At 59.9% G+C, this 12,262-nt stretch carries 8 protein-coding genes and 1 pseudogene; 4 read left to right on the forward strand and 5 right to left on the reverse strand.

What is annotated here, in order from left to right; genetic code table 11:
- Nucleotides 1-394: 394 nt before the first annotated feature.
- The 3 genes from AABM54_RS16510 to AABM54_RS16520 all read right to left on the reverse strand — a co-directional run bounded on the left by AABM54_RS16510 (nt 395) and on the right by AABM54_RS16520 (nt 6,506).
- Nucleotides 395-4,066: a translocation/assembly module TamB domain-containing protein gene (locus AABM54_RS16510; RefSeq protein ID WP_347901074.1), complete on the reverse strand. Its 3,672-nt coding sequence runs from the start codon at nt 4,064-4,066 to the stop codon at nt 395-397.
- On the reverse strand, nt 4,063-5,790 hold the full coding sequence (locus AABM54_RS16515) for an autotransporter assembly complex family protein (RefSeq protein ID WP_347901075.1): 1,728 nt from the start codon (nt 5,788-5,790) through the stop codon (nt 4,063-4,065). The genes AABM54_RS16510 and AABM54_RS16515 overlap by 4 nt, the downstream gene beginning before the upstream one ends.
- 65 nt (nt 5,791-5,855) lie before the next feature.
- A complete protein-coding gene (locus tag AABM54_RS16520) occupies nt 5,856-6,506 on the reverse strand; it encodes a GNAT family N-acetyltransferase (protein WP_347901076.1) in 651 nt (216 codons plus the stop codon).
- Nucleotides 6,507-6,873: 367 nt separating this feature from the next.
- Here AABM54_RS16520 and xthA point away from each other — a divergent pair, with 367 nt between their 5' ends.
- Entirely contained in the window at nt 6,874-7,686 is an 813-nt protein-coding gene (gene xthA / locus AABM54_RS16525) for an exodeoxyribonuclease III (protein WP_347901077.1), read from the forward strand.
- 155 nt (nt 7,687-7,841) lie between these two features.
- On the opposite strand, the gene AABM54_RS16530 is transcribed toward xthA, so the two are convergent.
- The gene (locus tag AABM54_RS16530; protein ID WP_347901078.1) at nt 7,842-9,071 is read right to left on the reverse strand and encodes an acyl-CoA dehydrogenase; all 1,230 of its coding nucleotides are present in this window, start codon (nt 9,069-9,071) and stop codon (nt 7,842-7,844) included.
- Between the two features lie 164 nt (nt 9,072-9,235).
- Between AABM54_RS16530 and AABM54_RS16535 the strand changes: the two genes are divergently transcribed.
- The 3 genes from AABM54_RS16535 to AABM54_RS16545 all read left to right on the forward strand — a co-directional run bounded on the left by AABM54_RS16535 (nt 9,236) and on the right by AABM54_RS16545 (nt 11,739).
- Nucleotides 9,236-10,165: a LysR family transcriptional regulator gene (locus tag AABM54_RS16535; protein WP_347901079.1), complete on the forward strand. Its 930-nt coding sequence runs from the start codon at nt 9,236-9,238 to the stop codon at nt 10,163-10,165.
- 186 nt (nt 10,166-10,351) lie between these two features.
- Complete coding sequence (locus tag AABM54_RS16540) at nt 10,352-10,753, forward strand: MerR family DNA-binding transcriptional regulator (RefSeq protein WP_347901080.1); 402 nt, start codon at nt 10,352-10,354, stop codon at nt 10,751-10,753.
- 86 nt (nt 10,754-10,839) lie between these two features.
- Nucleotides 10,840-11,739 carry a hydroxymethylglutaryl-CoA lyase gene (locus tag AABM54_RS16545; protein ID WP_347901081.1) on the forward strand — a complete coding sequence of 300 codons (900 nt, stop codon included), beginning with the start codon at nt 10,840-10,842 and terminating at the stop codon, nt 11,737-11,739.
- A 296-nt stretch (nt 11,740-12,035) separates the two neighbouring features.
- Here AABM54_RS16545 and AABM54_RS16550 read toward each other — a convergent pair.
- A pseudogene (locus tag AABM54_RS16550) lies at nt 12,036-12,234 on the reverse strand (hypothetical protein); the annotation flags it as partial.
- Nucleotides 12,235-12,262: the final 28 nt, after the last annotated feature.

The raw sequence follows: 12,262 nt of genomic DNA on the forward strand, positions 1-12,262 counted from the left end.
CATTGTGGTGTTGCAAAAACAGATACCTTTAACGGTCGCGCCTAGAGCAACTGCTTCAGCCACAAGCATGCCTTCAACGTTTAACGCTGAGGTTCCTGATTTATGGGACGCACTTAAACACGCCTAGTGTCCTACAGAAAAAGACTACAACAGGCGCCGTGCGAAATTGAAGATAGATGGGTTTTGAATTCGTGCTTTGGGCATTTGTTTCTAATTATTAGAAGACTGTTACAGAGGCCTCTAAACAAACAGTTGCAAGCGTGTGACGGGTATCTGGGCAAACAACTCATGAACGATTGATGTCTGCAAGGACGTCACTGAAACGGCGACTTGCGCAATCATTGTGGGTCGAGGTCAGCCCCTTCGCCGCAGGGGGCCGACCTTGATCGGGGAGTTAGAAATCCCGCTTGTAGAAGATGTCCAGCGAACTGGCGACTCCGCTGGCAGCCTCCAGATAAACCTTCTTGCTCAGTTTGTAACGCAAGGCGATGGTGTTGGCCGGTTCGAACACGCCAACGCCATAACGCAAACTGAGTTTCTCGGAGATGTTGCCGCTGGCCACCACGCTGGTAGTGGTGCCGCTGCCCTGGGTGTCGAGCTGAAAGTCCTGGATGCCCAGGCCCTTGGCCAGACTGCCGGTCAGGTCGGAACTGCCCATCAGGCCCAGCCCCAATGCAGCCTGCGCGAGCATGTTGTTGTCTTCACCGTTGCTGGTCAGCGGACGCCCGAGCACCAGATAGGACAGCGCCTGTTCCTGGCTCATGGCCGGTTCCGAGAAGATCTGCGTGGTCGGCTGCTCGGCGCTGCCGCTCAGGCGGATACCGGCGATCACGTCATCTGTCTGGCGCACCGCTTCGATGTCCAGGTACGGTTGGTCGAGAGGGCCGGCGAACAACAACCGCGCACGGCGCACCGTCAATCGCTGGCCGTAGGCCCGATAACGGCCATCGTTGAGCCAGAGCTCGCCACGGGTGTCCATGTTGTCGCCGATGTGTACCTGGCCTTGCAGGTTGGCGGTCAGGCCGAACCCGGCAAAGCTGAGTTTATCCTCGCCCACCACCACATCCACATCCATCGCCATGGCCATCGGCGGTTTGCCCTCTTCGGTCTGGTGACCGACGATCACCGTGTCGTCAGAGACCTTGACCGTCGAGGGCGGTAACTCGCGCACCGTGATCTCGCCCTTGGGCACACGCACCTTGCCGGCAATCTTCAGTTGCTCGTTATTGATCGAGATGTGCAGGTCCGGCGCCACTTCCAGCGCCGCATACGGTTCGACCGTCACCGGCAGTTGCGTGCCTTTGAGGCTCACATCCACCAACAGCGCCTGGCCCCAGGCGATGTGCCCGTTCACGCTGCCCTGCCCGGCCTTGCCGCTTTTCCAACTGCCGTTGAGCTGCACGCTTTCGCCGGCAATCTGTGCCTGAACCTGCAACGCTTCAAGGCTGGTCGGCAACTGCGAGCCTGCGATTTCACCGTCGCTGAGGGTCAGGTTGCCGTTGACCTGAGGCGCCAGCAAACCGCCCGACAAACTGCCGCTGCCGTTCAAGCGCCCGGTCAGTTTTTCGACCATTGGCACGAACGGCCGCACCACCGACACATCCAGACCATTGAGGCGGAACGAGCCGCTCAACGGCTTGCTCTTGGCCAGCGGATTGATCTGCGCCTGAACGCTCAACTCGCCCAGCTTGCCACCGACAAAATCGAGCTGCGTGTCGATGCGTTTCGGGTTAAGGGTGCTGGTCAGTTTCAGGGTCTGGTAGGGGAAATCCAGCCACTGGTCTTTTTCCTTGATGCGCAGCGTACCGCCACTGGCATCGACCATGACCTGGCCTTTCGGGCCGCTGGCCGGCAAGTCCAGTTGCACGTCCGCGTTGAGCTTGCCCTGCCAGGCGAAGTCTTTCGGCAACCATTGCGCCAGGCTGTCGATCGGGAATTGCTTGAGGTGGTAACGCAGTTTCGGCTCAGGCATCAGGCGCTGATCCTCGCCACACAAACTGGCCGGGCCGGACATCCAGCAATGAGCGCCGAACGTCAGCCGACCATCGGCCAGGCGTTCGACTTTTGCCGGGCTCTGCAGCTTCCAGTCCTGGCCGCCGGCCTGTACGTCGCCACTGGCCAACCGGCCGCGCCAGTTGCCTTTGTCCAGCGCACCGTCCAGACCCAACGCCAGTTTCAGCAACGGCCCTTGCAGGTCCAGTTGCAGCTTCTGGTTTTTGATATCGCCCTGGGCGCTGGCGGTGAGGGCGCCCAATTGGGTGTCGCCGGCCTGAATGCCGCTGCCCTTGAGGTCGATCTTCGCCCGTTGCGCGCTGTCGAGATTGGCGTCCAGGTTCAGGCTTTGCAGGCGATTGTCGTCGAACGCCAGTTGCGTACCTTGCAGGCTGAGTTTGCCTTGGGGCGCCTTGAGCGTTCCGCCGACATCGACTCGACCATTGAGCTGCCCGCGCAATTGCGGCCAGAGCTGGCCAAGACGCAGCGCCTTGATGTCGAGCTGGCCGGTGAGCTTCTGTTGCAAGTTGCCGGTGCCGTCGATGCGGTTGTCGCCGAGGCGGATGTGCAGCGCGCTCAGATTCCAGCGTTCAGCGCCGCCATCGGCCTTGGCCTGCAAGATCGCCGGTTGACCGCGCAGTTTGCCCTTGAGGTCCAGGTCGGCGTTCAGGCTGAGCGTTTCATGCTTCATTTCACCCTTGCTGCGCAACGGCCCGGCCAACGTCCCCGGCAGTTCGGCAACCCAGTACGCTGGGTTGATCGCCGACAGGTCCAATGCCGTGTCCCAAGCGATGCCGTCGGCAAATTGCAGGTTCAAATGCCCTTCGGCCTTGCCCTGCCCTGCCACCAGTTTGAATTCCGGCAGGAAGATTTTCGTCAGGTCGCCACTGAACGGGCTGCTCAGGCTGAACGCCCCGGCCGGGCCATCCAGCGCAGCCTTGAAGTTGCCCAGATAATTGCCATCGCGGTAGGACACCTCGCCATTGAAGCTGCGCAACGCAACCTGAGGCTCATCAATCAACGGGTACAGCCTGTACCACGGGAAATCCAGCCAATCGATTTTTGCTTCCGCGCTCAGGCCCTCGGACCAATCGAGCTGCCCGCTCAGTTTCAGGTTTTGCTGGGCGTTGGCATTCAGCTCCAGGCCGGCGATCTGCGCGCCCTTGGCGTCGACCTTGCCTTGCAGCAGCAACGCGACCGGGCCTTGCTCGGCTGGCACTGTGGCTTTGCCGAGCAGTTGATAGCCGTTCTTCAGGTCACCATTGCCGGTCAGTTCCAACTGGTCAAGTTGCAAGGTGTCGGGCAAATCGGCGCTGGCCTTGAAGCCATCGGCGGTGATGCGCACCTTGGCGGGCAAGTTGTCCGCCAGCGGTTGCAGTTCACCACTCAGGCGACCTTGCAGGTAACCGCTGCTGTCGGCGTTGAGGTTAAGGGTTTTCAGCAGGTCGCCATCGACTTTCAGCGCCAGCGCCCACGGCGTGTTGCCCGGCGCCGGCAAAGTCAGTGTGCCTTCAGCGCTCAGCGGCCAGTTGCCGGTCGGTTGCAGCAGCCCGGAAAGGTCCAGGCCCAGGTCGTCACGTTGCAGGTGAACAGAGTCGATCTGCAAACCCTTGGCGGTCCAGTGAGCAGCCAGTTTCAGGTCTTTGAGCTGCTCGCTGCCGTCCAGTATCAGGCTGCCGACCTGCACGTCGCCCAACTGAATCGCCACCGGCAGTTTCAGCTCAGGCAGGCTGATCGGCCCACTGCTTTTTTCGCTGCCGGGGGCGAACTGCAAACTGACCTGATCGACCTTCAACTGCTCGATGCACAGGGTCATGCGCGCCAGGCACAGCGGCGACCAGGCCAGTAATGGTCGGTTCAACTCGACACGACTGCCCGCTTGTTGCCACAGCAGGTGATCGGCACTCCATTGACCGCCCAACCGGCCCTGAAAATTGTCCACCGTCAAACCCGGCACCTGGCTCAGGACCCAACGGCTGCCGGCCTGTGTGCCGAGCACCGTAACCACCGTCGCTATAACCAGCATCAGCAGCGCGAGAACCGCCAGCAGCGCTATTTTCAAACCACGCTTCACAGCTCAGGCCCCATGGAAAAGTGCAAACGAATACCGCCGTCGTCGTCCAGCGCATGAGCCAGGTCGAGGCGAATCGGGCCCACGGGTGACACCCAGCGCACGCCGACACCGACACCGGTCTTGAGGTTCGGCAGTTCGAGTTTGTTGAAGGAGTTGCCCTGGTCGACAAAGGTCGCGATCCGCCATTTTTCGGCAATCGAGTATTGATACTCCGCACTGAGCGCGACCATGTAGCGGCCACCGATTCGGTCACCGTCGGCGTTCTCCGGGGACAGGCTCTGGTAGTCGTAACCCCGCACGCTCTGGTCGCCACCGGCGAAGAAGCGCAATGACGGCGGAACGGATTTGTAGCCGTTGGTGGCGCTGCCACCGACCTGCACGCGCCCGAGCAACCGGTGGTTGTCCCAGACCGTGGTCAGGCCTTTGAACAGTGCTGTGCCGTAGAGCAAATTGGTGTCCGAGGCCAACCCTTCCTTCGCCACCTTGGTGTCGAATTGCAGGCGATAACCGTTGTGCGGATCGATGCGATTGTCGCTGCGCAAATAGGAGTAGCTGACGCCGGGCATCAGCAAATTACTGAGGCCCGAGTCATCGCCGAGGCGGTATTCCTCACGTTGCCATTTAAGCGAAATCACCCGCTGCCAGCCGCTGGGCAACTTGCTGTGCCATTCCGGGCCCAGGGTGAGCAACTTGCTCAGGCTGTCCGTGTTGGCCAGTTCTTCATACTGATAGCCACCGGCAAACCGCAATTTGTCGGTGAGCGGCGGGTCCAGTGGAATGTCGTACCACAGGCCGACGTTTTGCCGAGGCGCCGACAACTCGGCCTCCCAGCCATAGCTGTGACCTTGGGGGTTGACCCAATGCCGGGTCCAGTTGGCCTTGGCACGTGGCCCGACGTCTGTCGAAAAACCCAGGCCAAGGCCCATGGTGCGCGGCTTGCGGGTGTCGAGTTTGACGGCCACCGGAATCACGTCGTTGGCCGCCGCGGTCGGTGCGGCGTCAACGCGCACCGAGTCAAAATAGCCGCTCGATTGCAGGGCCTGATTGAGTTCGGCGATCAGCTCGGAGTCATAAGGCGCGCCGCTCTTGAACGGCACCATGCGTTGCAGCAGGTCTTCGTCGAACGGTGTGTCGCCGGTAAAACTGACCTTGCCCAGCGCATAACGCGGGCCGCTGTCGTAGATCAATTCGATGTCGGCCACCCCGGCCAGCGGGTCGACCAACAGCTTCTGACTGGTAAAACGCCCACTGAAAAAACCGTAGCGCGAGGCCTGGTTCTGGATCAGCCGCTTGGCGTCTTCGTAATGGCCATGGTTGAGCACTGCACCGGGTTTGAGCAGATCGCTTTTGGGCACGCGAAAGGACTTGAGCGCAGCCGCCGCGCCGTCGATGCGCACGGTCACGTTGCGCAGGTGAATGGGTTCGCCGGGGTCGATGGTCAGCACCAGCCTTGGCGATTTGCCGTCCTTGACCGTGCTTTCTATATGGGGCTGGTAATAACCCAACGCCTGGGCAGCCTTGCGCGCCTGCTCTTCGGCGCCACGACTGAAGCGCAACAAGGCAGCTTCATCGCGATCGCCGAGATCGCCGATGTACCCTTCAATGTTGGCCTTGAGTTCGTCGTTGGACGGTTTGATCCGCACGTCCAATTCACTGTGTGCCAGGGCCGCCGTGCTGCTGAACAGCACCAGCAAACCGCTGGTAAATCTTCCTGGAAATTTCATAGGCGCGGATGCTATCACGAGCGTGAGAGCCTGATAGAGCGAACAATCTGAACAAAAGTTCGCCCTCAAGCCGTAGCGCGGTGCAACACCTGCGGGTTGGCGTGGAAAAACACATGCTCCAGGATCGGGCCGACCGCCACCTCACCGATCTCCTCGTAACCCTGGCGTTTGTAGAACTCCAGGTAACGCGGATTGCCCGTGTCGAGTACCACGCCCTGGGAATGCTCGTCGACGGCGCACCAGTTGTGCACGGCTTCGAGTAGCTGCTCGCCGAAGTGCTTGCCCTGGAACTGCGGATGAATCCCCAGCAACGGCAAGACATGCACCGAGTCCGAGGGTATGCACGCCGCCACGGCCATGTGGTAATCCAGGTAACGCCGCGTGCAGCGAAATCCGGTGCTGAGCACCATGCGCAAGCGCCAGGCCCAGCTTTCGGTAATCCCCAGCCGACGTTGCGGCGGCGCGATCAGCGCCATGCCGATCAATCGGTCATTGACCACCAGCCCGATGGCGGGTAAATCCTGAAGAAAGTGCTGTTTGACCAACTCGCGCACCGTCGCCCGTACCCGCTGCTCATAACCGGGCCGTTCGGCCTCGAACAAGTACTTGAAGGTCGGTTCATGGCGGTATGCGTGATACAGCAACGAGCGGGCTTCACGCGAATAGCCGCTGTCGAGCCGGTGGATGTCGGCAATGGCGGTCGAGGTTTCAGGCATGACGGTTGATCTCCCTGGGCGCAGCTCATAAAGGCCCCGCTCTTGTGGGTACGAACCCGGTGCCATGGCGTTCGTTCCCTCGTCCTAGGACATTAGCAGTGCATCCGTCCTGCTGCCACGCCGCCCTCTGCCCTACAGGTTCGCTGACATCAGCGCTTTGCCAGGGCGGCAAGATTGACCGTACAAAAACAGTGCGTGGGCAACCTTGAAGCGGCCCTTCGGCGCCCTGCCAGCAACATCGCAGGTTACATATTCCAGGGGCAGGGTTGCTACACTGTGCCGCGTTCATCTGCGTAAACACCCCTCAAAGGCCCATGAAGACTGGCCGAGGACTTATTTCGAAACCGCTTTGCCAGGACTGCCGACCATGAAGATCGTCTCGTTCAACATCAATGGCCTGCGCGCCCGCCCCCATCAACTGGCGGCGCTGATCGAGAAGCACCAGCCAGACGTCATTGGCCTGCAGGAAACCAAGGTCCATGACGACCAGTTCCCGCTGGCCGAAGTCCAGGCCCTGGGCTACCACGTGCATTACCACGGGCAAAAAGGTCATTACGGTGTCGCCCTGCTGTCGCGCCAGGCACCGATTGAACTGCACAAAGGCTTTGCCAGCGATGAAGAAGACGCTCAGCGGCGTTTCATCTGGGGCACTTTCGCCGATGCCAACGGCACGCCGGTGACCATCATGAACGGCTACTTCCCACAAGGTGAAAGCCGCGACCACCCGACCAAGTTCCCGGCCAAGGAACGTTTCTACAACGACTTGCAGACGCTGCTCGAAACCCGTTTCAGCAACGACCAACCGCTTGTGGTCATGGGCGACGTGAACATTTCCCCGGAAGACTGCGACATCGGCATTGGCCCGGACAACATGAAACGCTGGCTGAAAACCGGCAAATGCAGCTTCCTGCCGGAAGAGCGCGAGTGGATGGCACGCTTGAAAAACTGGGGGTTGGTGGACAGTTTCCGGCACCTCAACCCGGACGTGAACGACCGTTTCAGCTGGTTCGATTACCGCAGCCGCGGCTTTGAAGACGAGCCCAAGCGTGGCCTGCGCATTGACCTGATCATGGCCTCCCAAGGGCTGTTGCCACGGGTCAAGGCGGCTGGCGTCGACTACGATTTGCGCGGCATGGAAAAACCGTCGGACCACGCACCGATCTGGCTTGAACTGAACTGATCGGCGACGTCGAACCCGTCATTCAGCAAGATGCCGGTGGCCGCCAACAGCGGCAATGAGGGACGGATCAAGAATCGGCGGGTGGAGGTCCGTATTTACTGAACGGCCTGATCGTTCCCCATGGGAACGATCAATACCGCCGGTTCACACGCTCATCAATGCCCGCTGCGCAGCATCTCTTCAGGCACGTACTTGCCGATTTCGAACTTGCCGACTGCGGCGCGGTGTACTTCGTCCGGGCCATCGGCCAGACGCAAAGTGCGCTGCATTGCATACATGTAGGCCAGCGGGAAATCATTGGAAACCCCGGCGCCGCCATGGATCTGGATCGCCCGGTCGATGACCTTCAACGCCACGTTAGGCGCGACCACTTTGATCTGGGCGATTTCGCTTTTCGCGACCTTGTTGCCCACGGTGTCCATCATGTACGCCGCTTTGAGCGTCAGCAGCCGCGCCATGTCGATTTCCATCCGCGAATCGGCGATCTTGTCGATGTTGCCACCCAGGCGTGCCAGCGGCTTGCCGAATGCCGTGCGATTGATCGAGCGTTTGCACATCAATTCCAGTGCCCGCTCCGCCATGCCGATCGAGCGCATGCAGTGGTGAATCCGCCCCGGGCCAAGACGACCCTGGGCAATTTCAAATCCACGGCCCTCCCCCAACAACACGTTTTCGTAAGGCACCCGGACGTTGTCGAACAACACCTCGGCGTGACCGTGTGGCGCATCGTCATACCCGAACACCGGCAGCGGGCGCACGATCTTCACACCTGGGGCATCCACCGGCACCAGAATCATCGAGTGCTGCTGATGACGCGGCGCATCGGGATTGCTCAGGCCCATGAAGATCAGGATTTTGCAGCGCGGGTCGCAAGCGCCCGACGTCCACCATTTTTTGCCGGTGATCACCCACTCATCGCCGTCACGCACGGCACGGGCAGCCATGTTGGTGGCGTCGGAAGACGCCACGTCCGGTTCGGTCATGGCGAACGCCGAACGGATCTCGCCACGCAGCAGCGGCGCCAGCCAGCGTTGTTTCTGCTCTTCATTGGCGTAACGCACCAGCACTTCCATGTTGCCGGTGTCCGGCGCCGAGCAGTTGAACGGCTCCGGCCCGAGCAAGGAGCGGCCCATGATTTCCGCCAGGGGTGCGTATTCCAGGTTGGTCAGGCCGGCGCCCAATTCCGACTCCGGTAAAAACAGGTTCCACAGGCCTTCGGCCTTGGCCTTGTTTTTCAGCTCTTCCATGATCGCCGTCGGCTGCCAGCGATCGCCTTCGGCGACCTGACGCTCGAACACCGCTTCGGCTGGATAAACGTAAGCATCCATGAACGCGGTCACGCGTTCACGCAGTTCCTGAACCTTGGGGGAATAGGCGAAATCCATGGCAGCTCTACCTTTTTTGACGAGGTGTTGAACAGGTTGTTGAGGTCATGAATCGATGCTAGATCAGCGTTGATAATTTACCTAACCTATTCTCGGCGTGTATTAACATTCATCACCGATATATGATCGGCTGATCGAGAGCCCCACAATAAGAGCGAAGCGCCATGAATCTGAGCAAGGTCGATCTCAACCTTTTCATCGTCTTTGACGCGATCTACACCGAAGCCAATCTGACCCGCGCCGGGCAGATAATCGGCATTACCCAGCCGGCGGTGTCGAACGCTCTGGCCCGCCTGCGCGAGACGTTCAACGACCCGCTGTTCGTGCGCACCGCCCAGGGCATGGTGCCCACGCCGATGGCGCAAAACATCATCGGCCCGGTGCGCAACGCCCTGTCGCTGCTGCGGATCTCGGTGCAGGAAAGCCGGATTTTCAACCCGTTGCAGGCGGCCAAGACCTACCGCATCAGCATGACCGACCTCACCGAAGCGGTGATCCTGCCGCCGCTGTTCCAACGCCTGCGACGCCTGGCGCCTACGGTGATTATTGAGAGTTTTCTGTCAAAACGCCGCGAAACCACCAAGGACCTGGCGGCCGGGCGCCTGGATTTTGCTGTCGACGCACCGCTCAACACCGACCCGCAAGTGCGCCACGTCAAGTTGATGGAGGACCGTTACGTGTGCGCCATGCGCAAGGGGCATCCGCTGGCGAGCAAGGAAAAACTCACCCTCGATGATTACCTGTCGCTGACTCACATCCACATCTCCAGCCGTCGCAGCGGCCTCGGCCATGTGGACCTGGCGCTGGGCAAAATGGGCATCCAGCGCAAGATCGCCCTGCGCTCGCAGCATTACCTGATGGCATCGCAAGTGTTGCAGCAGACCGACATGGTGATGACCGTGCCGGAGCGGTTTGCCCGTCGTCATGACCTGCACGCCTTCAACCTCCCGGTCAACGATGTACCGCCGGTGGAAACCCACTTGTATTGGCACGAAAGCACCGATCAGGACCCGGCGAACCGCTGGATGCGCGAGCAGATGATCGAGTTGTGCCAGCAGGTGACGGCGCATGAGAAGAAGCACGACAAGGTGTAGGAAATGCACCGCGTTATCGTTCATCGCAGGCAGGCTCGCTCCCACTCTGGACCGAGGTGAACGCAATTCCAATGCGGGAGCGAGCCTGCTCGCGATGTGGCCAGCAAGAACACCAAAGCGCCACGGTCTTGACGTAAACGTCAACCTGCCATTAGCTTAACGCCAAGACCTTTCAAGAGCCCGCCCATGAGCAGCCAGACTTACAGCATCTCCGACCTCGCCCGCGAGCTCGACATCACCACGCGGGCCATTCGCTTTTACGAGGAACAAGGTCTGCTCAGCCCCGAGCGACGAGGCCAGGAACGCATCTATTCGCCCCGCGACAAAGTCAGTCTGAAGCTGATCCTGCGGGGCAAGCGCATCGGTTTTTCCCTGGCCGAATGCCGCGAGTTGATTGAGCTCTATGACCCTTCCAGCGGTAACACCAAGCAACTGCACAGCATGCTGGTAAAAATCAGTGAGCGCCGGGAGCAGCTGGAACAGCAGCTGCTTGATATCGAACAGATGAAACTGGAACTCGACACCGCTGAAGAGCGCTGTGTCCAGGCGCTGGAACAAACGCTCAAAAGTCAGGAATCGGTTCAGTAGGTCTACACCACCCCTTGTGGGAGCGGGGTTGCTCGCTCCCACAGAGGCCTTCGCAGTATTCAGACAATTACAACAGGTCGAACCCCATGTCCCTTCCAACCCACGTACGCCTTGTCGAAGTCGGCCCGCGCGATGGCCTGCAAAATGAAGCCCAACCCATCAGCGTCGCGGACAAGGTACAACTGGTCGACGCCCTGAGCGCTGCGGGCCTCGGTTACATCGAAGTCGGCAGTTTCGTTTCGCCCAAATGGGTGCCGCAGATGGCCGGCTCTGCCGAGGTCTTCGCACAGATCCAGCGCAAACCTGGCGTGACCTACGGCGCACTGGCACCGAACCTGCGCGGGTTTGAAGACGCCATCGCGGCCGGGGTCAAGGAAGTCGCGGTGTTTGCCGCCGCGTCCGAAGCGTTCTCCCAACGCAACATCAATTGCTCGATCAGCGAAAGCCTGGCGCGTTTCGTGCCGATCATGGACGCCGCCAAACAGCATGGCATCAGCGTGCGCGGTTACGTGTCCTGTGTGCTGGGTTGCCCTTACGAAGGTAACGTCCCGCCTGCGCAAGTCGCCATGGTCGCGCGCGAGCTCTACGCCATGGGCTGCTACGAGGTCTCCCTCGGCGACACCATCGGCACCGGCACCGCAGGTGCCACGCGCACAATGTTCGAGGTGGTTTCGGCCGACGTACCACGGGACAAACTCGCCGGGCATTTCCACGACACTTATGGCCAGGCCATGGCCAATATCTACGCCAGCCTGCTGGAAGGCATCACGGTGTTCGACAGCTCCATCGCAGGCCTCGGCGGCTGCCCGTATGCCAAGGGCGCCAGCGGTAACGTCGCCACCGAAGACGTGTTGTACCTGCTCAACGGCCTGGGTATCGAGACCGGCGTCGACATGGAGCGCCTGATCCTGGCGGGCCAACAAATCTGCAACGTACTGGGCCGCCCCACCGGTTCGCGCGTCGCGAAGGCACGTAGCGCCCAGTGATGTGTCCGGGTGTTACCGCCCCCTCACTCAAACGAGTAACACGGAAACAAACTGACAGGATTTTTATGAAAGAATTGTCCTACAAAATATTAGAAGCCTGATTTTAAAGGGCTTTTCAGAGTTGGCACGGCTTCTGCTATCTCTATGGCATAACAAGAATAAAAAGCAGCAAACCTAATAAAAATAAGACGTAACGACTCTGACATAACAAAAACAACACGGCAGAGACGCAGCTAACAGATTTTTTTGGAGAAGGTGTGCTTTTCAGGGTGCTGCACGCAGCCACCCGCAACCGGGCAGAGAACAATAAAACTACCTTCAGGTAGCTCCCGAACTGGTTGGATCGCTTGGCGAAAAAGCAGATCAGCGCTCAAAAAAATACGTTTGCTCTTGATCCCGGATGGGGATCGCCCAAAACAGCAGTAAAGGGTCACGGTTGCCAAAAACAACAACAGACCGCCCCTTAATAATAAAAAAGAGCACGTAACAAAAAATTAAAGGGGAGCCTCGGCTCCCCTTTGTG

Origin of the sequence: Pseudomonas purpurea, from assembly GCF_039908635.1 — a bacterium.
Lineage (GTDB): Bacteria > Pseudomonadota > Gammaproteobacteria > Pseudomonadales > Pseudomonadaceae > Aquipseudomonas > Aquipseudomonas purpurea.

Bases quoted from the DNA above. Each gene is read 5' to 3' on its own strand.
- AABM54_RS16545 (WP_347901081.1), top strand. From the start codon at position 10,840: ATGTCCCTTCCAACCCACGTACGCCTTGTCGAAGTCGGCCCGCGCGAT.
- AABM54_RS16530 (WP_347901078.1), bottom strand. From the start codon at position 9,071: ATGGATTTCGCCTATTCCCCCAAGGTTCAGGAACTGCGTGAACGCGTG.
- AABM54_RS16535 (WP_347901079.1), top strand. From the start codon at position 9,236: ATGAATCTGAGCAAGGTCGATCTCAACCTTTTCATCGTCTTTGACGCG.
- xthA (WP_347901077.1), top strand. From the start codon at position 6,874: ATGAAGATCGTCTCGTTCAACATCAATGGCCTGCGCGCCCGCCCCCAT.
- AABM54_RS16540 (WP_347901080.1), top strand. From the start codon at position 10,352: ATGAGCAGCCAGACTTACAGCATCTCCGACCTCGCCCGCGAGCTCGAC.
- AABM54_RS16515 (WP_347901075.1), bottom strand. From the start codon at position 5,790: ATGAAATTTCCAGGAAGATTTACCAGCGGTTTGCTGGTGCTGTTCAGC.
- AABM54_RS16520 (WP_347901076.1), bottom strand. From the start codon at position 6,506: ATGCCTGAAACCTCGACCGCCATTGCCGACATCCACCGGCTCGACAGC.